At 44.9% G+C, this 26,056-nt stretch carries 20 protein-coding genes and 1 other annotated feature; of the genes, 19 read left to right on the top strand and 1 reads right to left on the bottom strand.

Annotated features, from left to right (window positions below; all coding sequences use genetic code 11):
* Positions 1 to 20: 20 nt before the first annotated feature.
* The 16 genes from H9659_RS11965 (at position 21) to H9659_RS11890 (ending at position 20,869) form a co-directional block, all read left to right on the top strand.
* Positions 21 to 1,616 carry a glutathione ABC transporter substrate-binding protein gene (locus H9659_RS11965; RefSeq protein ID WP_191690799.1) on the top strand — a complete coding sequence of 532 codons (1,596 nt, stop codon included), beginning with the start codon at positions 21 to 23 and terminating at the stop codon, positions 1,614 to 1,616.
* Between the two features lie 61 nt (positions 1,617 to 1,677).
* Positions 1,678 to 2,598 (top strand): glutathione ABC transporter permease GsiC, encoded by a 921-nt coding sequence (gsiC, locus tag H9659_RS11960; protein WP_191690797.1) that lies wholly within the window; start codon positions 1,678 to 1,680, stop codon positions 2,596 to 2,598.
* 20 nt (positions 2,599 to 2,618) lie between these two features.
* Positions 2,619 to 3,515: an ABC transporter permease subunit gene (locus H9659_RS11955; RefSeq protein ID WP_191690930.1), complete on the top strand. Its 897-nt coding sequence runs from the start codon at positions 2,619 to 2,621 to the stop codon at positions 3,513 to 3,515.
* A gap of 26 nt (positions 3,516 to 3,541) precedes the next feature.
* Positions 3,542 to 4,555 (top strand): ABC transporter ATP-binding protein, encoded by a 1,014-nt coding sequence (locus H9659_RS11950; protein WP_191690795.1) that lies wholly within the window; start codon positions 3,542 to 3,544, stop codon positions 4,553 to 4,555.
* Entirely contained in the window at positions 4,521 to 5,501 is a 981-nt protein-coding gene (locus H9659_RS11945; protein WP_191690793.1) for an ABC transporter ATP-binding protein, read from the top strand. Before H9659_RS11950 ends, H9659_RS11945 begins: the two co-directional genes overlap by 35 nt.
* A 1-nt stretch (position 5,502) precedes the next feature.
* On the top strand, positions 5,503 to 6,480 hold the full coding sequence (locus tag H9659_RS11940; protein WP_191690791.1) for a winged-helix domain-containing protein: 978 nt from the start codon (positions 5,503 to 5,505) through the stop codon (positions 6,478 to 6,480).
* Positions 6,481 to 6,493: 13 nt separating this feature from the next.
* On the top strand, positions 6,494 to 7,312 hold the full coding sequence (locus tag H9659_RS11935; protein WP_191690789.1) for a M55 family metallopeptidase: 819 nt from the start codon (positions 6,494 to 6,496) through the stop codon (positions 7,310 to 7,312).
* Positions 7,313 to 7,340: 28 nt separating this feature from the next.
* On the top strand, positions 7,341 to 8,042 hold the full coding sequence (locus tag H9659_RS11930; protein WP_191690787.1) for a gamma-glutamyl-gamma-aminobutyrate hydrolase family protein: 702 nt from the start codon (positions 7,341 to 7,343) through the stop codon (positions 8,040 to 8,042).
* A gap of 560 nt (positions 8,043 to 8,602) precedes the next feature.
* Positions 8,603 to 9,523 carry an NERD domain-containing protein gene (locus H9659_RS15475; protein ID WP_225217815.1) on the top strand — a complete coding sequence of 307 codons (921 nt, stop codon included), beginning with the start codon at positions 8,603 to 8,605 and terminating at the stop codon, positions 9,521 to 9,523.
* Between the two features lie 199 nt (positions 9,524 to 9,722).
* Positions 9,723 to 9,992, top strand: coding sequence for a hypothetical protein (locus H9659_RS11920; RefSeq protein WP_191690785.1), 270 nt, complete (start codon positions 9,723 to 9,725; stop codon positions 9,990 to 9,992).
* Between the two features lie 43 nt (positions 9,993 to 10,035).
* Positions 10,036 to 10,578 carry a GNAT family N-acetyltransferase gene (locus H9659_RS11915; protein ID WP_191690783.1) on the top strand — a complete coding sequence of 181 codons (543 nt, stop codon included), beginning with the start codon at positions 10,036 to 10,038 and terminating at the stop codon, positions 10,576 to 10,578.
* 53 nt (positions 10,579 to 10,631) lie between these two features.
* Complete coding sequence (locus H9659_RS11910; protein WP_191690781.1) at positions 10,632 to 11,096, top strand: NUDIX hydrolase; 465 nt, start codon at positions 10,632 to 10,634, stop codon at positions 11,094 to 11,096.
* A gap of 89 nt (positions 11,097 to 11,185) precedes the next feature.
* Positions 11,186 to 11,737, top strand: a complete 552-nt coding sequence (locus H9659_RS11905; protein ID WP_191690779.1) for a DUF488 domain-containing protein — start codon at positions 11,186 to 11,188, stop codon at positions 11,735 to 11,737.
* Between the two features lie 248 nt (positions 11,738 to 11,985).
* Positions 11,986 to 15,576, top strand: a complete 3,591-nt coding sequence (locus tag H9659_RS11900) for a lamin tail domain-containing protein (protein ID WP_191690777.1) — start codon at positions 11,986 to 11,988, stop codon at positions 15,574 to 15,576.
* Positions 15,577 to 15,888: 312 nt separating this feature from the next.
* Entirely contained in the window at positions 15,889 to 18,252 is a 2,364-nt protein-coding gene (locus H9659_RS11895) for a bifunctional 2',3'-cyclic-nucleotide 2'-phosphodiesterase/3'-nucleotidase (RefSeq protein WP_191690775.1), read from the top strand.
* Positions 18,253 to 19,183: 931 nt separating this feature from the next.
* Complete coding sequence (locus tag H9659_RS11890; RefSeq protein ID WP_191690773.1) at positions 19,184 to 20,869, top strand: methyl-accepting chemotaxis protein; 1,686 nt, start codon at positions 19,184 to 19,186, stop codon at positions 20,867 to 20,869.
* 198 nt (positions 20,870 to 21,067) lie between these two features.
* Here H9659_RS11890 and sda read toward each other — a convergent pair whose 3' ends face one another.
* Entirely contained in the window at positions 21,068 to 21,235 is a 168-nt protein-coding gene (gene sda / locus H9659_RS11885; RefSeq protein WP_225217814.1) for a sporulation histidine kinase inhibitor Sda, read from the bottom strand.
* A gap of 460 nt (positions 21,236 to 21,695) precedes the next feature.
* On the opposite strand from sda, the gene ilvD reads away from it, so the two are divergent.
* From ilvD to ilvN, 3 genes are all read left to right on the top strand, one after another.
* The gene (gene ilvD, locus H9659_RS11880) at positions 21,696 to 23,363 is read left to right on the top strand and encodes a dihydroxy-acid dehydratase (RefSeq protein WP_191690771.1); all 1,668 of its coding nucleotides are present in this window, start codon (positions 21,696 to 21,698) and stop codon (positions 23,361 to 23,363) included.
* A 3-nt stretch (positions 23,364 to 23,366) separates the two neighbouring features.
* Positions 23,367 to 23,602, top strand: a binding site (T-box leader).
* Positions 23,603 to 23,764: 162 nt separating this feature from the next.
* Complete coding sequence (ilvB, locus tag H9659_RS11875) at positions 23,765 to 25,453, top strand: acetolactate synthase large subunit (protein ID WP_225217824.1); 1,689 nt, start codon at positions 23,765 to 23,767, stop codon at positions 25,451 to 25,453.
* On the top strand, positions 25,450 to 25,965 hold the full coding sequence (ilvN, locus tag H9659_RS11870; protein WP_191690767.1) for an acetolactate synthase small subunit: 516 nt from the start codon (positions 25,450 to 25,452) through the stop codon (positions 25,963 to 25,965). Before ilvB ends, ilvN begins: the two co-directional genes overlap by 4 nt.
* The last annotated feature ends 91 nt before the right edge of the window (positions 25,966 to 26,056 follow it).

Genomic DNA, 26,056 nt, shown 5'->3' with positions numbered 1-26,056 from the left:
AACAAAAAGGGGAGAAGAAGATGAAGAAGACCTATGGTTGGCTTTCAGCATTTGTATTAGTCTTGTTGCTTGTGTTAGCGGGATGCAGCGACTCTGGATCTAAAGAAGGAGCTGCTGAAAAAGAAGGCGACGGAAAAAAAGCTACTAAAGAAGGTAAAGACTTAGTGATTGCGGTTGCGGACAACTTTACCACTCTCGATCCACATGATACGAATGATACACTTTCCAATTCTGCCGAAAAAACAATGATGGAAGGTCTTCTAGGCTTTGATGAGAAGATGAATGTGGTTCCATTACTTGCTGAAGAATATGAGGCTAATGAGGAAGCAACCGAGTTCACGTTTAAGCTCCGTGAAAATGTGAAGTTCCACGATGGCACTCCGTTCAATGCAGAGGCTGTTAAAGTGAACTTCGATCGGTTAGCTGATCCGGAGAGCGGCTTAAAGCGTCACAGTCTTTTCTCATTGATCAAATCGACGGAAGTACTTAGTGATTACGAAGTGAAATTCACGTTATCTGAACCATTCGGGGCGATGATCAATACATTCGCACACCCTGCAGCTCTTATCCATAGTCCTAAAGCGCTTGAAGAGTTCGGTGACGAAGTCGGTAAGAATCCTGTCGGTACAGGACCATTCAAGTTTGTTGAGTGGAAACCTAGTGAAGGATTGAAAATTGTAAAGAACGATGAGTACTGGAACGAAGGATTCCCGAAAGTGGATTCTATTACATTTAAACCGGTTTCAGAAAATGGATCGCGTATTGCGATGCTTCAAACTGGTGAAGCGGACTTCATCTACCCAGTTCCGACAGAACAAGTGGAAGGAGTAGATGGAAAGAATGGTATTGAAGTAGACAGCAAACCATCCATTGTCGTTCGCTATATGGCGATGAACACAATGAAAAAGCCTTATGATGATGTGAAAGTGCGTCAAGCTTTGAATTATGCGATCAATAAAGATGCGTTCATCAAGGTCGTGATGAACGGGCAAGGAGAAAAACTGGATTCGGTCATTGCACCGGACGTCCAGTTCTACTCTCAGCAAGAGCTTTATGAATTCAACCTTGAAAAAGCGAAAGATCTATTGAAAGAAGCTGGAGTTAAAGAAGGATTGAAAGCGAAACTGTGGGGCGGTAATAGCTCAAGCACAGTGAAAGCAATGGAATTCTTGCAACAACAGCTAGCAGCGGTAGGGATTGAAGTTGAAGTGGTGCCCATGGAATCAGGTACATTGTCCGATAAAATCTGGTCAGTGCAAAATGTTGAAGACGCTGAACTCGAGCTGTATTATGGCGGATGGTCACCATCCACTGGAGATGCGGACTGGGGAATTCGCCCATTGCTTGGTGGTGCAGAGGCCTTCCCTCCAAAATCTTATAACGTGTCTTACTATGATAATGATGAAGCTAACAAATTGATCAGTGCAGGGTTACAAACTGCGGACGAAGGCAAACGTGCACAAGCATATGCAGATGTTCAGAAAGTACTCTGGGATGACGCGCCGTGGGTGTTCTTATCTGCGGACAACACGTTGGCTGGAAAGAAAAACTATCTAAAAGGTGTTTATTTATTGCCTGACGGTTCGCTAAGTGTTTCTGAAGCTGAAATCGAGTAAGAGATGGATACAGGGGCGCTTGATTGAGCGCCTCTTCTTTATCTAAAGAGGGGGCTTATGAATGTTACGATTTCTCGGAAAACGATTACTGCAGATTATACCGATTCTCATATTGGTTTCGATTTTCATTTTTCTTTTTGTACATATGATACCTGGCGATCCTGCAAGACTTGTGGCGGGTGAAGACGCCACTATTGAGGATGTGGAACTTGTCCGTAAAGAACTAGGTCTCGATAAACCAATTACGGAACAATACATTACGTACATGAAAAATCTGTTTCAAGGGGATTTTGGGAAGTCGTTGAAGACCAATCGGGATGTTAGTTACGAGATTGGGGAACGCTTCATGCCGACGTTCTGGCTAACAGTATGGAGTATGTCCTGGGCGGTAGTCGCCGGGTTGATAATCGGAGTGGTATCTGCGACAAAAAGGAATAAATGGCAAGATTATTTAGGGATGTTCGGAGCCGTTTCAGGACTGTCTCTCCCCTCTTTCTGGCTAGGGCTAATGCTCATACAACTGTTTGCGGTGACATTGGGGTGGCTGCCGAGCGGCGGTATGGAATCTTGGAAAAGCTATATCTTGCCTGCTTTCACATTAGGGACAGGAGTGGCAGCTGTTGTTGCCCGTTTCACTAGATCTTCTCTGATGGACGTATTGAAGGAGGACTATATCCGAACGGGTCGCTCTAAAGGGTTGAACGAACGAAGAATTACATGGGGACATGGGTTGCGGAACGCAATGATTCCGGTCGTAACAATGACAGGCCTGCAGTTCGGATTTCTACTAGGCGGATCTGTCGTCATTGAATCCGTTTTTAGTTGGCCCGGATTAGGCAAGCTATTAATCGATTCGGTCGCGTATCGGGACTATCCGGTCATTCAAGCTGAGATGCTTATTTTCGCACTGGAATTCATCCTCATTAACTTAGTTGTTGACTTACTCTATGGAATCTTGAATCCGCAAATTCGTTATGAATAGGAGGGTACTTTGTGGTAGAAATCAAGTTATCAAATAAAGAAGCCTACTATCAACAGACTTTAGAAAACTTCCCATCCAAAACGCCATTTTCCGAGTTTTGGAGAAAGTTCAAAAAGCAAAAACTCGCATTGGTCGCATTTTTCTTTGTCGCGGCACTCATTTTGCTGGCATTTATAGGACCTTTTATCACTCCATATGATATTACGGAACCTGATTATGAAAATGTGTTATCCGGTCCGTCAGCACAGCACTGGGCAGGAACAGATGCCTATGGCCGGGATATCTTTAGCAGGGTGCTCGCTGGAACGCAGATATCTCTCTATGTAGGATTGACATCCGTTTTACTTGGAGCAATCGGAGGAACGTTCCTCGGGATCGTTGCAGGGTACTATGGCAAAAGAATCGATTCCATTATTATGCGGATTTGTGATGTACTGCTTGCATTTCCCGGGATTTTGCTGGCGATCGGGATTATCGCTATTCTCGGGCCAGGGCTAGGAAACGTCATTATTGCAGTGGCGATTTTCAGTGTTCCGATGTTTGCGCGAATTGTAAGGAGTTCCACACTTGCGGTAAAGTCCACCCTCTATATTGAAGCAACAAAATCCATCGGCACAAGACCGAGACGTATCATTTGGAAGCACATTTTCCCTGGGACGGTTTCCAGTATCATCGTCTATTTCACAATGCGGATCGGTTCAGCCATTTTAACAGCTGCAAGTTTGAGTTTCCTCGGACTTGGTGCACAGCCACCATCTCCGGAATGGGGAGCGATGTTGAGTGGCGGTCGTGATTATTTGAATATTGCTCCCCACGTAACGATATTTCCGGGGATTGCGATTTTTGTAACAGTACTAGCATTCAACTTACTCGGAGATGGACTGAGAGACGCACTTGATCCGAAGATTAAAGAGTAATTGTTTTGTGGAAGGAGGAGCACAGAATGGAAGAGAAGATTCTTCAGGTGAGAAATTTACAGACACACTTCACTAGCGATTCCGGGGTTGTCAAAGCAGTGGACGGCGTATCGTTTGAAGTAGGAAAAGGCGAGACATTAGGTATTGTTGGGGAATCCGGTAGCGGAAAGAGTGTGACCTCACTATCCATCATGAGACTGTTGAAAGACACGCCAGGGGAAATTGCAGGCGGTGAAATTCTATATGAGGGCAGGGATTTGACCAAGATCAGCGAACGTGAAATGAGGAAGATCCGCGGCAACGAAATCGCAATGATTTTTCAGGAGCCGATGACATCACTGAACCCTGTCTATAAAATCGGACGGCAATTGGAAGAATCGATCATTTTGCATATGAAGGTCTCGAAAAAGGCGGCACGTGAACGTTCCATTCAAATGTTGAATGCAGTCGGGATTTCAAGACCGGAAAAGATCGTTTTTGAATTTCCTCATCAGCTTTCCGGAGGAATGAGACAGCGCGTGATGATCGCCATGGCGATGGCGTGTAATCCGAAAGTACTCATTGCAGATGAACCGACGACAGCTTTAGATGTAACGATTCAGGCTCAGATTCTTGAACTGATGAAAAGTTTGACAACTACGACGGACACAGCGATATTGCTGATTACCCATGACCTGGGTGTGGTGGCAGAAATGTGTGACCGCGTTGTGGTCATGTATGGAGGCAGAGCAGTAGAAGAAAGCGACGTTGTATCTATTTTCACTAATCCTAAACATCCTTACACCCAAGGTCTACTGGAATCCATTCCTAAAATCGGAGACCGAGTCGATCGGCTTTCATCGATTCCAGGAAATGTACCGATTCCTGCGCATATGCCGATGGGCTGCAAGTTTGCACCCAGATGTCCTCACGCAATGGATATCTGTTGGGAAAAGGAACCTGCATTTGATAAGTTAACCGATAATCATTCCGTACGCTGCTGGCTGCATGAGGAGGTGCCGACAGATGAACCAAACTTTGTTGGAAGTTCAAAACATTAAAAAGTATTTCCCTCTACCTTCTAAACTGTTCAGTAAAAAGAAGGAATTCGTCAAAGCGGTAGACGGTGTTTCGTTTACAGTGAACAAAGGTGAAACACTAAGTATTGTTGGGGAAAGCGGATGCGGAAAGTCTACAACAGGCAGAATGATTATGAAATTACTCGATATAACTGAAGGGAAAGTGATTTTTGAAGGGCAAGACATCACTGATATGACGGACGATCAGATCCGTCCGCTGCGAAAAGAATTTCAGATGGTGTTTCAAGATCCATATGCTTCTCTGAATCCGAGGTTAACGATTAAAGAGACCTTGGAAGAGCCTCTCATTGTGCACAATGTAAATAAGTCGAACCGCAGTCAGCGGGTAACGGAACTTCTTGAAGTGGTGGGGCTCAATAAATACCATGCTGACCGGTATCCTCATGAATTCAGTGGAGGACAGCGCCAACGCATCGGGATAGCAAGAGCACTTGCAGTGAATCCGAAACTCATTATTGCTGACGAACCTGTTTCCGCATTGGATGTGTCAATTCAATCGCAAGTGTTGAATTTGCTGAAGGATCTGCAAGAGGAATTCGGTTTGACGTATGTCTTCATTGCCCACGATTTAAGTGTTGTTGAGCACATTTCCGATCGGGTGGGAGTGATGTATTTAGGAAGACTTGTTGAACTGGCTACGCGTGACGAACTTTTTGGAAGACCGTTGCATCCTTATACGAAAGCCTTATTGAGCGCAGTACCGATACCTGATCCTACGGTTAAGCGTGAACGGATCATTTTAAAAGGCGATATTCCAAGTCCGGCTAACCCGCCTTCAGGATGCACGTTCCATACGCGCTGTCCATTTGCGCAAGAAACGTGTAAAATTCAAGTGCCGGAATTCCGTGAACTGGAAACCGGTCATTACGTGGCGTGCCACTATGCTGAGGAGCTTGAGATTAATTAACATGAAAAAACTTCATATCATCTCGATTCAAAAAGAATATTTAAACATCGTCGCCTATCAACTATTTGATATTTTTGGTGATCAAGTGAAGTTATATCCGATTACACTACAGGAACTTACAATGGAAACGGTAGCTGAGGGAGATTTAGTGCTGCTGTCGAAGGAAGTCCTGAGAGGGATAACAGCTTCTTTCATTCCATCATCATGTCTTGTCCTAGTAGCCAATCGAGAAGTAAACATTGCTGCAACAGAAAAACTATCATCGCTTTCTAAAGGCCAGCGTATACTGATTATCAACGATACGGTCGAGCATGCAGTTGAAACAGCCAGCTCTTTAAAAAAAATCTATTACGAACACCACTATAGAACCTACGATCCGATGAATGCTGTTCCTACGGACATTGACTGGATTGTCACACCTGGAGAGATGGAATTGGTCCCGGCAGCTTTTACGAATGTAATTGACATTGGTCCACGTACGTTGGATTTTTTAACAATCCAGCACGTTGAGTCTGCGCTTAACACCTCTATGTCTGAAATTGTTCTGATGAACCGGTACTTCAAATCACAAGTAACCGTGGCGATGAAACAGAAGTCAGCATCCAATGAGAACGAGACGGAACCGGCACATGACCATAGAGTAATTGTTGAAAAACAAAAAGAACCTTTCTTTACACTTAACTCGAGTGACATTGAGGCGATTAAGAATAAAATTGAAACCCATGGATTCCTAGATGAAAGTTTGGTGATTCTGACTATATATAAAGATGGGAAAGAATCGTATGAGCTGTTAGGTAGAGCGAAGGTCAAGGAACGGCTGGTTGCCAAAGGAATCACATTATCTGATCAGCAATTGCGTTTACGACTTGAGATTATGCAAGAGGAACAGCTGATCCATGCTCGGATAGGACGCGGAGGAACCCGTATTTCAGAAAAAGGGGAAGCATTTCTAGAGTATTTCATGAGCACAACAGAATAAAAGGCGGTGGATCATGAAGATTTACATTTCCGCAGATATTGAGGGAGTGGCCGGAGTCGTGCATGCCGAGCATACATTGCGCGATGGAAAAGAGCACGACTACGCCCGTAAACTAATGACCGACGAAGTGAATGCATGCATCCGCGGGGCTCTGGAAGCAGGAGCGGTTGAAATTGTAGTCAATGATTCACACGGAACGATGCGCAACATTTATCCTGAACAGTTACATAGTGAAGCAAGGTTGTTAATGGGATCGCCTAAAAAGCTTGCCATGATGGAAGGTATCACATCTGATTATGATGCCGCACTTTTCGTGGGCTATCATACTAGAGCGGGAAGCAATGGTATTCTGAATCATACTTTTAGCGGCAAAGTCATTCGAACAATCCGGGTCAATTCAGTGGAGATGGGAGAATTCGGACTAAATGCCTTAGTCGCCGGTTATTATGATGTACCAACGGTTTTTGTGTCCGGCTGTAATTTACTGGCGGAGGAAGCCAAGGCCGTCATTCCGGAAATTGAGACGGTCATTGTAAAAGAAACGATTTCGCGAACAGCAGCCTTGAATCTAAGCCCCTCGGAAGCCAAAGCGCGAATTCAGCAAGGAGCTAAGCGATCATTAGAACATATTGGAGGTCAAATTCCATTTGCGATGGATGGACCCTTTGCAGTCGAAATAGAATTTTTGAATACCGGATATGCAGATGCGGTTGAAATCGTGCCTATATATGAACGGAGTAATCCACTAACGGTAAGTTTTACAAACGACGATTGGTTGCATTGTTATCGCCTCATTCGGGGGGCCATAATGATTGCTAATTCAGTTCAGTGAAATAGCAGAAGGGGAAGGGGATTTGTAAATGAAGCCTTTAATAGGAATTACATGCCATCATAATTTTGAATATCAATATTTACTTAATCATTCGTATGTCCAATCCGTAACTGAGGCTGGCGGGATTCCACTATTGCTTGCTATGGGATTAAAGAATGATGTAGGTAGTCTGGTAGAGCGCTTGGACGGTCTCTTGCTGTCAGGTGGATTTGACATAAATCCATTATTTTACGATGAGGAACCAATCAAAGAACTTGGAGAGATTTCGCCGGGCAGAGACGATAATGAGATGGAGTTGGTTCGAGCCTTCCTTCAAGCGGATAAACCTGTTTTAGGGATATGCCGTGGTCACCAAGTTTTGAATGTCGCACAAGGAGGTACCATGTATCAAGACATTCACGCACTAATGGATGGCGACATCCTCCAGCATGTTCAGAATGCGAGAAGGGATCACTTGTCACATCGCGTTGAGCTGGTGGAGAACTCCAAGATATCAACAATTTTTGGTACAACGAACATCCTTGTAAATTCCTTTCACCACCAAGCGGTAAAAGATGTCAGCGATGGTTTTACAGTGGGCGGTACAGCGAGCGATGGTGTGATTGAAGCGATTGAGAGTGAGAAGCATAAGTTTGTAATAGGTGTTCAATGGCATCCGGAAAATACAGCCTGTGCAGGAGACGTACCATCTAATCGGCTATTCAATGCGTTTGTAGAAGCTTGCAGTTAGATTAGGAATTAATAAGAGTTGAGGCAGTTCATTGAGCATACATACTTGCTGTTACTGTCTTTTGTATTGTTATCGCCGTAAGAATTATTAAGAAATATACAACTCCAATTTACAATATGACTTGAATGTAAGTAAACATAGTCAACGTTTTAAAAATACATGGAGGAAAGACCAAGTCCTATTCAGAAGTAAAAGTTTTAGGGACCAAGTAGTGACGATATCTAAGTGATTTACGAATAAAAAAAGGAAGCCTACTCGGTGGAGTGGCTTCCTTTTTTTGTCTTAAGATTAGTTGATGTTAGAAATATAAAGTCCGGAAAATAATAAGACGAAAGCCCAGAATGCCACTAACTCTACTAAGTTGTTCAGAACAGTTCCATCAATAGAGAGTGGGCTATGTATGAAAAACTCTATAACTCAAGAAATCTAAAATCTCAGATATAACCTAAAATTTGTCTGGACTTTATTTTCAAAATCTTTATGATTGAAGTAATGGAAATTGATTACAAAATAAAAAAATATGAATAAATTTGAATTGGCAATAGAAAGAGGGGATTTGTATGACTGGATTTTTTGATGGTTTTTTAATCGGAATAGGGATGTATACCAAGTCACCATTATTTTACTTGTTGATTGGTTTGTTGGTTTTGCGTGTACTGTATCGAGTCAAACGACCAGCTATTCGAGGAGCTTTTGGCGAGTGGAGAGTGAATCGAAGACTCGCGAAGCTTGGTGACGAATACCGTGTTTTTGCAGATATGTATGTGCCTGATAGGGAGGGTGGTCATACACAAGTCGACCATATCGTGACTTCCCCATACGGGATTTTCGTAATTGAGACGAAGCATTATAGCGGATGGATTTTTGGGAGGGAGCGTCAGAAAAACTGGACGCAAGTGATCTATAAACGTAAAGAGAAAATGTACAATCCGATCTGGCAGAACTTCGGTCACATCCAGTCCTTGAAAACTTACTTAGAAATTGAAGAACTGGAGATGCAATCGATTATCGCGTTTTCAAGCGATGCGACGCTTAAATTTAAAGAGCCATTTGAGACTGCGCATGTGATCAAGGTGAACAAGTTGAAAAATGTGATAAAAAAATATGTGGATATCGTTTTGAGTGAAGCAGAACTAAAGGATATCAATGTGTCACTTGAACAACTGAGCTTCACAGATAAAAAGCAAAAACGCAGAGTGAAGACAGCGCATTTGAAATCTGTGAAAAGTAAACAATCCGGGCAGAAACCTGATCGTCCTAACCAACCAAAAGTTGATTTTAAACTGAATAAAAGTGTGAGCGAAAAAATAGAATCCGTTGTGGAATTGAATCCCTCGATCCGTACAGTATCTCAAGTGGGTTCCCTAGGATATTGCCCTCGATGTACTCGTGAACTCGTTGAACGTAAAGGGAAGTTTGGCGAATTTGTAGGGTGTAGCGCTTTTCCGAAGTGCCGATATACGTTGAAAAAGGAAGCGTAAGTGATCGGATTCCCCAAAATTTAAGTTTCACTCTATTTTTGTGTAACGTTTACGGGGAAATGTAGTCTACTCACTAAAAGGAGAGAACATTATTATAGGGTGCGGAATCATTCTTTGCCTGTTTTTCTTAACAAGTTGCGAACCAGGTATTGTTCTGATTTCCACGTCAACTAGTAAACCACCCGATGCGAAGGAAGTGTTGACACTGGAGCCAGATGCGGACATCCTTCAATGGGATGGAGCAATTTATCAAGCGGGTGTGGAATGGGTTCAAGAGTTGGAGTTGACAAAGAAGGAACGTATAGGGGAGATCCTTTACAACACTCAGATGTCAGAAGAGTTTCAGGATGGTATAGCTTCGAAGTTACCAATAGGTTCTATAATGTATTCAACGAATGAAGGCGATGAGTACATACTAGTTGAAGTGGATGAAGAAACTCGCAGCTATTTGCTGTTATCGGAAGGCTAGGTTTTTAAGAATGGATGCGTCCATTTCTAGGAAAGAAGGAAAGATGATGAAAAAACATTCAATTGAACTTCGGGAATTGATGGAGGAAGACAAATACATTCTTGCAAGATGGTTGTCCAATCCGCAAGTTCTTCAATTTTATGAAGGAAGAGACAATCCATTTTCTGTATCAAAAGTGGAAGCTGCCTTTTTTGATGAAAATCCGGAGGAAACCAGATGCATAATCCTACATGAGAACCAACCGATTGGGTATAGTCAATTTTATGAAATTGGTGAAGAGGAACGAAAGATTTATGGATGTAGCGATTTAAAAGAGGTTATTTTCGGGATGGATCAATTCATTGGCGAGCCTGAGTATTGGAATAGAGGTATCGGTACCCAGATTGTTAAGCTAATGATTAAGCGGCTAATTCAGGAGAAACAAGCAAGTCGTATCGTGTTGGATCCTCAAACCTGGAATGGGAGGGCCATTCATTGTTATGAGAAATGCGGGTTTCGGAAAGTGAAATTACTTCCTGAACGTGAGTGGCACGAAGGTGAGTATAGGGATTGCTGGTTGATGGAGTATGTAGTGGACGGTGAATGATGCCGACAGCCAGATTATCAAGAACAGGCAATCGTCTCTAAGGAGGAGAACCAATGGAATACATACAAAATATGCGCAAGTTGATCGGACACGAAACGCTCTTTACCGTTGGATGTGGCGTAATGATTGTCCAGAACGACCAACTGCTATTGCAACACCGCATTGATGAGGATAGCTGGTGTATTCCTGGAGGAGTCATGGAATTAGGAGAAACCTTTGAAGAAGCTGCTAAACGGGAAGCGCTTGAGGAAACAGGATTGTCAGTCAATCGGTTGGAACTGTTTGGAATCTATTCCGGAAAAGATTGTTATGCCGAATACAACAATGGAGACCAAGTCTACAGTGTTCAAGTGATTTTTAGTGCACATTCAATTTCCGGAGAGTTGCTGCAAAAAGGCGATGAAAGCAGGGAGCATCGTTTCTTTGCGTCACATAATTTACCGGAGAATATAAATTTGAGACAGAAATCGTTTATCCTAGATTGGGCTAAAGGGACAAAACTACCGGTTATACGGTAATATGATTCTTTCACTGTGACTTCACACAATGTTTCAACTACCAGTCTCAAGGGCACAAGAGTAAGAAACACCAGTAAAGGATGACACGAATGGACATCTATACGATCGGACACTATTCGCACACACAAGAAGAATTCATCGAGCTCCTGAAACAAGCTGGAATTGAAGTACTCATTGATGTACGGGCTTTCCCAGGCAGCCGAAAGTTCCCTTGGTTTGCGAAAGACAAGATGGCTGAATGGTTACCTGAAGCAGGGAGCGATTATGAACATATCGAAGAACTTGGCGGCAGACGCCAGCCATCGCAACTTATCTCTCCTTTGCTAAATGAGGGCTGGCAAAATCAGTCCTTTCATAACTATGCGGATTATACATTATCGAACTGTTTCCAAGAAGGTGTGAAGAGGCTGACTGAAATCGCTTCTGAAAAACGTACAGCGTATTGCTGTTCAGAACGGCACCCTGCGCGTTGTCATCGATTGATCATCAGCAATTGGCTTGCAGTTCATGATTGGAATGTTATCCACATTGTGCCGAAAAGTGATGGTACGGGCGAGTTGGTCTCCCATGAACTTGGAAAGTGGGGTGCGATGCCGATTGTGGAGAATGATCGAACTGTTGTGTATCCGCGAATAGAATAACAAAGATCCAATAATGGAACTTCTCCCTAACAGTCTGCATATAAGGCTGTTTTTTCTATGCCTTAATAACTATACTGAACTATCCGAAAATAGAGCGCAGGTCCTGCTTGAAATCTAGGAATATTCCTACAAAGACGCATAGTCGCTTCTGCAACGGAATGATAGGCTTGAATTGAAACTAGAATTCTGTAAATAGATGAGGAGACTCACCTATTGAATGGATTCATTCCAACGAGGAGTGTGAGGCAATGCACGGTCGAGCGGGGAAGAAATGGTTGAATTCAATAATGGCAACAACGCTGGTAGCAAGTGTGATAGCACCAGCAGTTCCGGTTTACGCAGTGGAAGGGGCAACAGTCAAGACAGCAGACTTACTGATTTCCGAGTATGTGGAAGGCTCCGGTTTCAACAAAGCGATTGAACTATACAATGGGACGGGTGCTTCAATCGACTTAAGTGGTTATTCTGTAGAACTCTACGCGAATGGAGTAGTTGCACCTTCGAACAAACTCGAACTGACGGGTACGCTGGAAAACGGAAAAACGTATGTTATTGTGCATAACCAAGCAGGCGCTGACTTGAAAGCTAAGGCGGATTTGGAAATCGGCAGCGTCACAAATTTTAACGGCGATGACGCCATCGTCTTAAAAAAGGGCGATGCAGCAATCGATTCTTTTGGACAAGTCGGTGCCCGTGACAATTGGGGGACGGATGTGACACTCGTTCGAAATTCCAATGTTACAAAAGGCGACGTTGTCATTGATGACGCATTTGACCTGACAAAAGAATGGACAGTGTATCCTAAAGATACGTTTTCGAAATTAGGTTCGCATGAGCTGGACGGATCCAATCCAACAGACCCGGAAGAGCCTGAAGCACCAGCAGACGTTGTATCCATTAAAGACGCACGTGCATTGCCAGCTGGAACAAACGCTACAGTGAAAGGCATTGTCGCTGCGAAACTGAAAAACACCATTTCGATCCAGGACGAAACTGGCGGGATTGCGCTGCGTCCAACGAGTTTAGCAGCAAACGTGGGAGATGAAGTGACCGTTACAGGCAAGATTGTCGACTATCGGGGACTCTTGCAATTGGACGGTGCGACACTCGTTGAAAAAGTTACAGGAACAGAGCCTACTGCAAAACTGGTGACAGGGGCAGCGATCGGGGAAGCGGTTGAATCCCAGCTCGTCACAGTGAATAATGTGACACTATCCGACAAGGAAGCAGGACCCGGCTGGGCGAACTTCATTGCCACAGATGGAACTGAATTCACAGTTCGGGATGAAAACGACAGTCTTGGATTGCAGTCAGGCATGACATATGACTCCATCACAGGAATCGTTCAGCAATTTGACGATGTCTACCAAGTGATTCCACGGGGATCCAAGGATATTGTGGAGGACGCGTCAGTCGTGCAGCCTGTAGCAGCGAACCCGGGAAGCGGGACCTTCGTTGAAAGCGTGGATGTGACGTTGACTTCTGGAACCGTCGATGCAGAAATTTTATATACATTGGACGGAACGGATCCGATCGAGAATGGCGCAACCTATGCAACCCCATTGAAAATCACGGATACCGTTCAGTTGAAAGCCGTTGCGAAAACGGACGATGGACGGGCAAGTGCTGTTCAAACGTTCGACTATACCATCACGGATGCACTGCAGATCCACGACATTCAAGGAGCGGGTCATGAGTCACCATTTGCAAACCAAGTGGTTGACGGCGTGCAAGGGATTGTGACATACAAATACGAATTGCAAGGCTCCACGTATTATCATATCCAATCACCGGATAACAAGCGGGATGGTGATTTGAAAACGTCTGAGGCTATTGTGCTGTACAGTGGACGCGATGCATGGAATTTACAGAAAGGCGATTTCGTCTCTGTCACTGGACAAGTGAGTGAGTACGCGATCGATGGATTCTCCGACCGTCAGCAAACGGACCTGAAAACGACGCAAATCAACGTTCGTGAAGATCGCGGAGGTGTCGTGACAGTTGTGGATCGTAATGTTGAACTTCCTACACCGTTCGTTATAGATGAATCCAATCTGCCGAAAGAAAAAATTCTCAGTGAAGGGTTAAAAAAATTTGATCCAGCTGAATATGCAGGCGATTTCTGGGAGAGCCGTGAAGCGATGCTCGTGGAAGTGGGCAATGTGAAAGCTGTCGCGCCTCAGCAGAACGGTGATCTTGCAACAGTGTTGGAAACTCGTAAGACAGAAACGAAAAACGGCGGCATCTTGTTGAAGAAAGACGCTCCGAATGCAGATCTCGTACAATTCCGTATGGAACCAAATGGTCCAGCACGCGATTTCGAAGTGGCCACAGGGGATATGTTCAAAGGACCGACAGTTGGAGTCGTCGGGTATTCCTACCAGAACTACAAGATTTACGTTGGGTTAGATGATATGAAAGCGAAGTTTGTAAAAGGAAAAGCGGTCCCTGAAACGACAACGATTGTGAAGGATACCGAAAAGTTGACGATTGCTTCGTACAACCTGGAGAACTTCTCTAACAATACAAAGACAACTTCTGCGGATAAGGCGAAGAAACTAGCGCGTGCTTTCGCGGTAGATATGCAAAGTCCTGATATTGTCGGGGTGACTGAAGTTCAAGATAATAACGGCCCGGACGCAGGCGATCCTGAAGCCAATCAAAGTTACGAACGCCTGATTCAAGCGATTGTCGATGCAGGCGGTGTGAAGTATGAGTATGTCAATATTGACCCCGTGAATAACCAAGACGGAGGGCAGCCGAATGCAAATATCCGAGTTGGATTCCTGTACAATCCCGAGCGTGTTTCATTGAAGACAGGTGCACCGCATGGGGATGCTGTTACAGCAGTCGGGTATGAAAATGGAAGTTTGACAGTCAACCCAGGACGGATCGAACCCGAAAATGAAGCATTCAAGAGCAGCCGAAAGCCGCTGGCGGCAGAGTTCACATTCCAAGGTGAAGATGTCATCGTCATTGCCAACCATTGGAATTCCAAAGGTGGGGACACGCCATTGTTCGGTTCAGTCCAGCCGCCTGTGTATAAAAGTGAAATCCAGCGTAAGCAAATTGCACAACTTGTGTATAACTTCATTGATGATGTGAAGACGAAAAACCCGGATGCGAATATTGTATCGCTTGGCGATTTCAATGACTTCCAGTTTACAGATGCGTTGAAGATCCACGAAGGGGAACGGATGACGAATCTTGTCAATAAAGTCGAAGAATCGGACCGCTATTCGTATGTATATCAAGGGAATTCTCAAGTGCTCGACCATATACTCGTGTCGAACAATTTGGCAGATGCTGCTGAAATCGATATGCTGCATGTGAACGCGGATTATACGGATATGGCGGGCAGAGCAAGTGACCACGATCCGGTGCTTGTGCAGCTAGCGTTGAAGACGAAGAGTGATCCGGATGGATTCGAGTGGGAAGATGTCCCGGTTACCAAGTACTACTTCTTATTGAATTATAAGAAGCCGAGTCTGACAGTCGATGCGAAGGGGTCTTCCATTACGATGGATTATCGCTCGCGCGTAACGAATGGGATTACGTTGACTGGTCAGTATGCAATTCTTAGCGGACTGGGCTTTGCGAATAACAAACTCATTTTGAAGCCGACTGAAAAAGGCCTAACTGTTGATACGAAGTGGACAGTTCAAGGCAATGTCGTTGTGGATGGAACGAATCCGCTTCGTATTTATGGAGCTGAGAACGTGTTGAAGATTAGCTATGTGAACGGTGCAAGCGCTGAAAATGTTGAGTTCTATGACCGCTTCGGTCGTAAGTTGACAAAACCTGGAATTCGATGGCCGTGGCATGGTGTAGCGAGCTGAATAGGTCTTGAGCGGAGGACGACGCTTGCGGGCGTCGTCCTTTTAACATAGTCGATCAGATTAGGAAGTTCTCGGACAAATAAGGTGGATTCTCGATCAGATAAAGAGAGTTGTCCGACACAACGAGCTGTTTCTCGGACACTCAGCGAAGTTTCTCAATACCGGGACCCATTACCGGCGTCCATTCAACAACAAGTGAATTGTAAATACAATGTAATAGTTTCGCTAAACCTTATTGATAGATTTGAACTAATTGAAAACTGTGGTATGTTTAAAATGAATGAAAACTATGAATTGAAAGGGAGATGAAGAATGTCTTTGCTGAAAAAAGTAGGATTCAGTTTTCTTGTCCTATTACTGACACTTGGCAGTTTGGTAATACCTCAAGGAGCAAGTGCAGCGAAATCGGACGAAGCAACACGTGGGGAGTTTGTTAAACAAGTTGTGACAGCGCTTAACTTACCGACCCACGATGGAGCATCACTCACATTCAAAGATGTGGACAAACAGCTGGCACCTTATGTGGAAGCTGCAGTGAAAGCAGGTCTGGTTCAAGGCCGCTCAACTACAAAGTTCGACACAAACGGTTCACTGACACGTGAACAGGCGTTTGTCATTTCAGCACGCGCTGCAAAAACAGAACAAACGTATCCGATGTCCCTCCTTGACCGCTTTAAGGACAAGCGTGACTTCGGGGCTTCGTTGCGTCCGGAAATGGCGCAAAGCATCGGCTTAGGTCTGATGAAAGGATATTCAGACCGCACAGCAAAACCGAAACAAGCAGTAATGAAAAATGAAATGCGTGCAATTATAAATCGTTTAGTAAAAGTGAGTCAACAATACCCAGGGACTGACGAAGCGACAGTATCCCTTCGTGTAATGGGGACTTCAGATCTTCACATGAACCTCGTGAACTATGACTACTATCAGGATATGAAGGTAGAAGATTACGGACTTTCGAAAGTAGGTGTGTTGGTTGATGAAGCACGTGCGGAATCGAAAAACACGCTTATGTTCGACAATGGGGATTTAATCCAAGGAACTCCACTCGGCACGTATAAAGTGAGTGTGGATCCGTTGGAAAAGGGTGAAGTACACCCTGCATTTGCTGCCATGCAAGCACTTGGCTATGATGCGATGACTCTAGGAAACCACGAGTTCAACTACGGACTGGAATATCTGGACCAAGTAATCGATCAGTCTGGTTTCCCGGTTCTTAATGCAAACGTATACGATGCGAAAACAGGTAAAAACCGCTACAATCCGTACATTGTCATGGATAAGGAAGTAACTGATTCCAAAGGTGCGAAACACAAATTGAAAGTCGGTGTTATCGGAATTGTTGCACCTGGAATCGTGCGTTGGGATGGCGCGCTTCTTGAAGGGAAGGTCACTGTAGAAGATGGGGCAGATTCAGTTAAGAAATTCTTGCCGGAAATCCAAAAGGCAGGAGCTGATGTCGTATTCGTCCTCTCTCACTCAGGTATGGGCGATGAAGTCCATGAAAAAGGCGAAGATGACGTTACATGGCAGATTTCTGAAATTGACGGCATCGACGGCGTTCTCACAGGACATAACCACGGAGTGTTCCCAGGTGATTTTACTGACGTGAAAAATGCGGATCAGTCACAAGGGACAGTGAATGGAACTCCTGTCGTGATGCCAGGTAAGTTCGGCACCCACCTTGGATTGCTCGATTACGAGTTGAAGATGGAAAACGGCAAGTGGAAAGTCATCTCTGGAAAAGGATCGCTCCGTGCAGTCCACAAAGATTCAGAAGATGTTAACCAACGTGTCATGAATGCAGTCAAGGAAGCCCATGAGGGGACCTTGAGCTATATCCGTACACCGGTTTCTAAAACAACAGCACCGATCACAAGTTATTTCGCACTTGTGAAAGATGATCCATCGATTCAAATTGTGACGGAAGCGCAGAAGCGTTATGTTGCATCTCAAATTCCAGGTACAGAGTACGCAGACCTGCCGATATTATCAGTAGGGGCACCATTTAAAGCAGGCGGAAGATATGGCTCCGACTATTATACGGACATCCCTGCTGGAGATATTGCCATCAAAAACATGGCAGATCTATATGTGTTCGACAACACGATTACAGGATTAGTCATGACAGGAGCTGATGTGAAGGAATGGCTTGAAATGTCAGCTGGTCAATTTAACCAGATCGATCCAAGTAAATCTGGTGAACAAAATGTGTTGAATGAAAACTACCGTTCGTACTTGTTTGACGTTATTGATGGGGTCACATATGAGTATGACGTGACGCAGCCGAATAAATATGACGGTGCAGGAAAAGTCGTCAACGAAGGTGCAAACCGAGTGAAAAATCTCATGTTTGACGGCAAGCCGATTGATCCGAACCAGAAGTTCATCGTAGTGACGAACAACTATCGTGCGAGCGGTGAATTCCCTGGAGTACGTAACGCGACAGATACGATTTCGTATCAATACGAAAACCGTGAAGCAATTGTCGATTACATGAAAGCGGTAGATCCAATCGATCCTTCTGCAGATGGCAACTGGTCGATTCAATCCGTGAGTGGAGCGAATATGATCTTCGAAACATCTGAAAAAGGGAAACAGCATCTTGGTGATGATAGCCGCATTCAGTATGTGGGACCAACGAAAGATGGGTATGCGAAGTATGAATTGAAGTAATAAGAGAAGAGACGCACTCACAGTGTCTTTTCAGACTATAGACAAACTCCAGAAATCTTGGGTTTGCCTATAGTCTTTTTCTTTTACAATAGAATTAACAATGAAAATTTGAGTTCCGCTGCGATCGGACGCTTTCCGAGGGGCTTGCTCTCAGCCAATCGAACCACGAAGAGTTCGATTTGCCGTATTTTAGCGAACTTTGCTGAAATTAAGCCAGCACTCATCTCCCTCGCTTTGCTCCGTCCAGGGTCTTCGAAAACACGTGCTCCTAACGCTTCGCATTTACTCGCAAAAGCTGTTCTTTGTGACAGCTTTCACTGATCCCTCTGGAGTCGCCGCTCTCCGCAAGCGCGTTTTGGATTATCCATCGCGTACTATGCTTCTCCTTAGCATCGGCAAAGACGCGTTCAACTGTATCTTTTCATATCCATAGACTTCTTTGATTTCATATCAGTTTCTCAAGTCTTCGGTTATATCTAGTTATACTTGCTAGATTAGGAGTCCGTCAACTACGTTCTTTGCTTGAAAGATCTGAATGTCTCATGGGAAATTCAGTTGATTGAAGTGCAGGACTGCGACTCCTGGGGATCAGCGCAGCGCGAAGACCCCGCAGAAGCGAAGCGACGAGGAGGCTGAGGGCAAGCCCCCGGAAAGCGCTCGTCCGGAACGGAGATCAACTGCCTGTTATCCTTCATTTTCAAAGGCAACGATGCAAAAAGACAAAAGAGCTGGAAAACAAATTCATTTCCAGCCCTTTTTTTTACGGATTTTTAAAATAGTGTGTGTGCAGAGAGGAACAGTATTAGTTATTTCAATATAATTTTAAAATCATAATTATGTCACAAACTTAATGCTTTTAATATAAACAATCGACTTTAGGAACCGAAATTAACAGTATGCTTTTACTAATTATAGAAATGAGAGATGGCCAATGTCGATTGGAAAGAAGTTATATGGAGGATTTGCTATTGTTTTAATTGTGATTCTACTTTCATCGTTATATAGTTTCAATCAAATTGCTAAAATTGAAAATGAGTACAAGTTTTTACTGGAGAGTCGTGTAGCACAAACGATTCTTGCGAAAAACATCCAAGCAGCTAGTGGCTTGGAAGGCTCCTATATCCGCTCCTATTTGTTATTAGGGAAGCAGGAAGATTTGGATAAATTCGACGAACATTATGAGACAATCAATCAATCCATCGCAGGAATCCGTCAACTTGCCAAATCAGATAAGATGAAGGGGCTGCTTGATAAGACAGAAAAATTAAACTCGGAATTATATGCAACATCCCAAGAAATCGTCCAATTGAAAAAAGCGGGTGACTCAGAAAGGGCACTTAACTTGTTGGATTCTAAAATGAGCCCCATCAATAATGGACTTAGGGAAACTGTAACAGAGATGACTACTTATCAAAATGAACAATTGAACATAGGAAATGAGAATGCACTTAAAACTGCGAAAAACGCAAAGTTGGGTTTACTAGGCGCAAGTGTGATTGCATTAGTCTTAGCTGGACTCATTTCCACAACAATTACACGTAGTATCTCAAAACCTGTCATTCGTCTGTCCAAAGCAGTTTCTGTTGTCGCATCTGGAAACTTATCAGATGAGGACATTCATCTGAAATCCAAAGATGAGCTGAATGATCTTGCAAAATCTTTCAATGGAATGAAACAAAGTCTTCGAACACTCATTGGCGGAGTGAATGATAACGCTTTGCATTTGACAGCTTCTGCGGAAGAGCTGTCTGCAAGTACGTATGAGGTATCCCAATCCTCTGAAGAGATGGCCAAGTCGATCGACTCTGTTGCCCAAGGTGCGCAATTATCTGCCTCTGCTGCGAGTGAAAGTTCAATTGCAATGGATGAAACAGCTGTAGGTGTCCAACGGATTGCGGAATCGGCTGCCGAACTGAACGACAGTGCTGAAAAAACAAAGAATATCGCTGTTGAGAGTGGTCAAACAATCGAAACAGCGAAAGAACAAATGGATATCATTTATCAGTCATCCAACCAGACATCCGAGCTTATCAAACGGTTGAGTCGACAGTCTGAAGAAATTGAAAGCATTACCAAAGTGATAACAGGAATTACTGAACAAACCAATTTGTTGGCACTCAATGCCGCCATTGAAGCCGCACGTGCTGGAGAGCATGGTAAAGGGTTTGCAGTCGTTGCGGATGAAGTCCGCAAATTGGCAGAGGAATCGAAGAAGTCCGCGAGTCAGATTGTCGAGTTGACGGTGGCTATCCAAACCGATACAAAGAACGTCGAACAATCCGTCACGGATAGCATGGTGAATGTGGAGCAAGGTGTACACGTCATTGAAAATGCGGGCCGTACGTTCCTTGAGATTGTAAAAGCTGTTGAGATCATGTCGAGTCAAATCGCAGAGATTTCCGCATCAACAGAGCAGATTTCTGCAAGCGCTGAAGAAGTTTCAGCTTCTGTGAATGAAATTTCAGGTCAAGCAACCAGCGCCTCTGCCCAAACAGAACAGAACGCAGCGGCGATGGAAGAACAAATGGCAACAATCGAGGAAATCAATGCAGTGGCTCAAGATTTGAGCAATAAGGCGGTAGACTTACAAGAAATGATTCAGCAGTTCACTGTATAACAGAGAACTGGAAGTCCTTTTGTCCACAAACGTGGGCAAGGGGGCTTTTTTCATTGAATGCAAAGTCACTCCGTATCAAAAACGCCTGTTCCTGGACGTTGAAAAATCAGCTGTCTGAATGGTGGCAGCTGATTTTTCGATAGATATAGGTAGTACACTTACGCCGCTTTCCTTGAAAGGTTTGGCTATTGCGACATGTCAATGAAGGAAACAAAGTAAACTGCGTTTATCCACTTCACATTTGAGAAGGTGAATAAACTCAGAACTGAGTTCTAGTTCCATGGCTTTTACATAAGATAGGATGAGCAGGTCATCGGGGAGTCTGTTCACAAGCACGACACCTTCTTCCGGCAATGTTTTATTCATTTTCCCCAATTACGAGGAAAGCGGCTTGTTTTAAACTTATCAGATAACTAAAAAAAGAACAACCGTTCGATTATCCACATTCGTTAGTGGATAAAGTGTGGACAAGCTGTTCATAGCGGCCTTCAGGACTGTAGCTATAAGGGGATAACGTGGAAAAGGTTATGCACAGCTGGGGGCTTTGCAAATATTGTCGAAAGGTTTTCGAATTTCTAGCACGCACTTGAGTAAAAAATTTTATAAAAAAAGTGCGATGTGCAATATATCGCGCTGTTGAGGCATTGTAAGCGTATACATTTTCACTGTATATTCTAAATTGAAAAATAATTTGAAAAACACTGTTGACTCTTTATTTCTTTCGCTATATGATAACAACAATCTACTTCAGCAACAGGTTGTTTCAACTGCCTGACTGTTGAAAATATCGTCCACCCGTTGGTGCCATTGTGAGGAGTGAGTTTCATTGAGAAGTGACATGATAAAGAAAGGTGTCGATCGTGCACCTCATCGAAGTCTGTTATATGCGACAGGCGTCCGGTCGAGAGATATGGAGAAGCCGTTCATTGGAGTATGTAACTCATACATTGATATCATTCCCGGTCATATGCACTTAAATAAATTTGCGGAAGTCGTGAAAGAAGCGATCCGAGAAGCTGGAGGCATTCCGTTCGAGTTCAATACGATCGGCGTCGATGACGGAATTGCGATGGGGCATATCGGCATGCGATATTCATTGCCAAGTCGTGAACTCATAGCCGATTCTGCGGAAACTGTCATTAACGCGCACTGGTTTGACGGTGTGTTCTATATCCCGAACTGTGACAAAATCACACCAGGGATGCTGATGGCGGCAGTTCGTACGAATGTCCCTTCCGTTTTCGTCTCAGGCGGCCCGATGGAAGGCGGAACCTCTTCCGACGGGAAGCCGTTATCTCTCGTATCCGTGTTTGAAGGGGTCGGCTCTTACAAGCAAGGAACCATGACTGCAGAAGAACTCCTCGATATCGAACAGAGTGCTTGCCCGACTTGTGGCAGCTGTTCCGGAATGTTCACTGCAAATTCGATGAACTCGCTCATGGAAATGCTTGGTGTCACTGTACCCGATAATGGCACAATCATTGCCACTTCCGATGAACGGCATCGGCTTATCAAAGAGGCTGCTCACCATCTCGTAAGAATGGTGAAAGAAGATATTAAACCAAGAGACATCATTACAAAAGAAACGATTGACGACGCATTTGCTCTCGATATGGCGATGGGAGGTTCGACAAACACTGTACTCCACACTCTCGCTATTGCTCACGAAGCGGAAATCGAGTACGACGTCCGAGATATCAACGAAGTCGCCAAACGGATTCCTTACTTATCCAAAATCAGTCCGGCATCCGATTATACAATGCACGATGTCCATCTGGCAGGTGGCGTCAGCGCCATTATAAAAGAGCTTTGTGAAATTGAAGGAGCGGTTCATCCCGATCGGATGACCATCACCGGAAAGTCACTCTATGAAAATGTGAAAGACCGGCCTATCAAAAACGAGCAAGTGATCCGTAGAAAAGAGAATGCCTATAGTCCAGTCGGAGGGCTTTCCGTCCTGTTCGGTAATATTGCACCTGACGGCGGCGTTATCAAAGTAGGCGCCGTTGATCCTTCCATCAAAAAGTTCAGAGGTGAAGCCATCGTTTTTGAATCCCAGGAAGCGGCTCAGGAAGGTATTGACGATGGTACTGTGCAAGCAGGCCATGTTGTGGTCATTCGCTACGAAGGTCCAAAGGGCGGACCTGGAATGCCGGAAATGCTTGCGCCGACTGCAGCGATTGCAGGCCGAGGACTTGGAACAAAAGTCGCGCTCATCACGGACGGACGTTTCTCCGGAGCCTCCCGAGGCATTTCCATCGGGCACATATCTCCTGAAGCAGCTGAAGGCGGGCCGATCGCGCTTGTGGAAAATGGAGATATCATCGAAATCGACTTAACGAATCGAACAATCGAATTGGAAGTCGATGAAGCGGTACTTGCAACACGTAAAAGCAAGTTGAAACCATTTGAACCGAAGATTAAAAAAGGGTATCTTGCCCGTTATTCTAAATTAGTGACATCCGCCAGCACAGGCGGCGTTATGAAAATTTAATAGACGAACTCGATGATGAGGTAAAAGTGGTTGGAATCTTGCATTCCCAGAGAGCCGGTGGTGCTGAGAACCGGTAGTGCAGCCAACGCGATATCCCCTCGGAGTGAACAGCTGAACAAAGTAGGCTGTTTCGGGCAGATGTGCCCGTTATGGAAAAGGACGTGATTCATTCACGTCCATGAGGCGGTGAACGTTACCGCGAACAAGGGTGGTACCATGAAAGCTTTTTCATCCCTTGCGCATCTATTTTTGTGCGCGGGGAGAAAAGGCTTTTTATGTTGATGAAAAATGGATTTCCTATATAGGCATTACTAGATCGATGAGGATAAGGAGAGATGCAAATGAGTACGGAATTGCAGTTGAAAACGGGACCTGAAGCTAGTGAGAATGATGCTACTCCAATGCGGCCAGCGAATGGATCGGATGTACTGATAAGATCCTTGAAAGAACAGCAAGTTGAAATCATTTTTGGATACCCTGGCGGTGCAGTGCTCCCGATTTACGATGCGCTGTATCAAAATCCGATACAACACATTTTGGCCCGCCACGAACAAGGAGCGATTCATGCTGCTGAAGGCTATGCACGAGTATCCGGGAAGCCAGGCGTTGTCATTGCAACCTCAGGGCCAGGTGCAACCAACCTTGTCACAGGGATTACAGATGCCATGATGGACTCCATCCCACTCGTTGTGTTTACCGGTCAGGTCGCAACTAGCGTCATTGGAACGGATGCTTTCCAGGAAGCGGATATCATCGGCATTACGCAGCCGATTACGAAGCATAACTATCAAGTGAGTTGTGTGGAAGACTTGCCGCGAATCATTAAAGAAGCATTCCATATTGCTTCTACTGGCAGACCGGGACCTGTAGTTGTCGATATTCCTAAAGATATCGCGACAGCATCTGCTGAAGACGTCCCGGACGCACCAAATGAACTCTATTTACCGGGTTATCAGCCGACGGTTCATCCGAATTACCTGCAAATTCAAAAAACAATCACCTTACTCAAACAAGCAAAGCAGCCGGTGATTTTAGCGGGAGCTGGCGTCTTACATGCAAAAGCGACGGAAGAGCTGAAAGAATTCGCTGAAGTGAATCGGATTCCAGTTGCCAATACGCTGCTCGGGTTGGGAAGTATTTCAGGAGACCACGAACTCTTCCTTGGTATGGCGGGCATGCATGGAACATACACCTCGAACATGGCAATCAGTGAATGTGATGTACTCATTAATATCGGTGCTAGGTTTGACGACCGATTAACCGGAAATCTCAACCGTTTTGCCCAAAATGCTACCGTCGTCCATATCGACATCGATCCTGCCGAAATCGGGAAAAACGTTCCGACTGCGATTCCGATCGTGGCAGATGCAAAACAGGCTCTGCTTGCGCTATTGAAACATCCAGCTTGTAAGCCCGATACAGAAGTTTGGCTAACAAAACTCGAGAGTCTGACGAAAAACTTCCCACTCTGGTATGAAGAAGATTCCGAGCACCTCCTGCCTCAACAAGCGCTCGAACTGATCCATAGAATTACGGAAGGGAATGCGATTGTGACGACGGATGTCGGACAGCACCAAATGTGGACCGCACAGTATTACGCACTGAATCACGCGGATCGATGGGTCACTTCGGGAGGACTCGGAACAATGGGCTTCGGATTCCCGGCGGCCATCGGTGCGCAGCTCGCAAAACCGGATGCACGCGTTATTGCGGTTGTCGGTGATGGTGGTTTCCAAATGACAGCACAGGAATTGTCACTGCTGCAAGAATTACGGATTCCCGTGAAAGTCGTGATCTTGAACAATGAAGCATTAGGAATGGTAAGGCAGTGGCAGCAGACGTTTTTCGAAGAACGCTATTCTCAGTCGCTGATCCCCATCCAACCGGACTTCGTAAAACTCGCGGAAGCCTATGATGTGAAAGGCTACCGGATCAGGAATTCATCAGAAGCGGAAGTGGTATTTACAGAAGCGCTGTTATCGGATGAACCCGTTCTGATCGACTGCCGGGTGAAACGTATGGAAAACGTCTATCCGATGGTGGCACCAGGGAAAGGGATTCAAGAAATGATTGGGGTGAGTGCGCCATGAAACGAGTCATCACCGTAACGGTTATCAACCAAAGTGGCGTGCTGAATCGAGTGACCGGTTTACTGATGAAACGCCAGTTCAACATCGAAAGTATTACAGTCGGTCACACGGAGCAGCCGGGCATGTCGAAGATGACGTTCATCGTCCACGTGGAGGATGAGCGTAAAATCGAGCAGCTCGTGAAACAGCTGCAAAAGCAGATCGATGTCATTAAGGTGAATGATATTACCGACAAGTCGATTGTGCTGCGGGAGCTGGCGTTAGTGAAGGTCACGTCACCGCCGCATACGAGAGGGGAGATGAACAGTCTGGTCGAACCGTTCCGGGCGACAGTCGTCGATTCCGGCAAAAACATCGTGACGTATCAAGTGACGGGCGACCCGGAAAAGATTGATGCATTCATCGATTTGCTGAAGCCATATGGCATCAAGGAGCTCACGCGAACAGGTACAGCAGCATTTGTCCGGGAAGTCCAAAAAGTTCCATCTCCATTGTTATCTATTTTGAAATGAATTGTTAAACAGTGTTGATTTACACTGCAGGCGGACGCTTTCCGCGGGCTCGATCTCAGCCTCCTCGGCGCTTCGCTTCTGCGGGGTCTTC

Source organism: Sporosarcina gallistercoris (assembly GCF_014836415.1).
Lineage (GTDB): Bacteria > Bacillota > Bacilli > Bacillales_A > Planococcaceae > Sporosarcina > Sporosarcina gallistercoris.
The sequence above is the reverse complement of the archived record's forward strand: the minus strand, read 5'-3'. Positions and strand labels throughout refer to the sequence as shown.

Excerpts from the sequence above, each read along its gene's own strand:
- H9659_RS11965 (WP_191690799.1), top strand. The coding sequence starts at position 21 with ATGAAGAAGACCTATGGTTGGCTTTCAGCATTTGTATTAGTCTTGTTG.
- gsiC (WP_191690797.1), top strand. The coding sequence starts at position 1,678 with ATGTTACGATTTCTCGGAAAACGATTACTGCAGATTATACCGATTCTC.
- H9659_RS11950 (WP_191690795.1), top strand. The coding sequence starts at position 3,542 with ATGGAAGAGAAGATTCTTCAGGTGAGAAATTTACAGACACACTTCACT.
- H9659_RS11945 (WP_191690793.1), top strand. The coding sequence starts at position 4,521 with ATGAACCAAACTTTGTTGGAAGTTCAAAACATTAAAAAGTATTTCCCT.
- H9659_RS11940 (WP_191690791.1), top strand. The coding sequence starts at position 5,503 with ATGAAAAAACTTCATATCATCTCGATTCAAAAAGAATATTTAAACATC.
- H9659_RS11935 (WP_191690789.1), top strand. The coding sequence starts at position 6,494 with ATGAAGATTTACATTTCCGCAGATATTGAGGGAGTGGCCGGAGTCGTG.
- H9659_RS11930 (WP_191690787.1), top strand. The coding sequence starts at position 7,341 with ATGAAGCCTTTAATAGGAATTACATGCCATCATAATTTTGAATATCAA.
- H9659_RS15475 (WP_225217815.1), top strand. The coding sequence starts at position 8,603 with ATGACTGGATTTTTTGATGGTTTTTTAATCGGAATAGGGATGTATACC.
- H9659_RS11915 (WP_191690783.1), top strand. The coding sequence starts at position 10,036 with ATGATGAAAAAACATTCAATTGAACTTCGGGAATTGATGGAGGAAGAC.
- H9659_RS11910 (WP_191690781.1), top strand. The coding sequence starts at position 10,632 with ATGGAATACATACAAAATATGCGCAAGTTGATCGGACACGAAACGCTC.
- H9659_RS11905 (WP_191690779.1), top strand. The coding sequence starts at position 11,186 with ATGGACATCTATACGATCGGACACTATTCGCACACACAAGAAGAATTC.
- H9659_RS11900 (WP_191690777.1), top strand. The coding sequence starts at position 11,986 with ATGCACGGTCGAGCGGGGAAGAAATGGTTGAATTCAATAATGGCAACA.
- H9659_RS11895 (WP_191690775.1), top strand. The coding sequence starts at position 15,889 with ATGTCTTTGCTGAAAAAAGTAGGATTCAGTTTTCTTGTCCTATTACTG.
- H9659_RS11890 (WP_191690773.1), top strand. The coding sequence starts at position 19,184 with ATGTCGATTGGAAAGAAGTTATATGGAGGATTTGCTATTGTTTTAATT.
- sda (WP_225217814.1), bottom strand. The coding sequence starts at position 21,235 with ATGAATAAAACATTGCCGGAAGAAGGTGTCGTGCTTGTGAACAGACTC.
- ilvB (WP_225217824.1), top strand. The coding sequence starts at position 23,765 with ATGCGGCCAGCGAATGGATCGGATGTACTGATAAGATCCTTGAAAGAA.
- ilvN (WP_191690767.1), top strand. The coding sequence starts at position 25,450 with ATGAAACGAGTCATCACCGTAACGGTTATCAACCAAAGTGGCGTGCTG.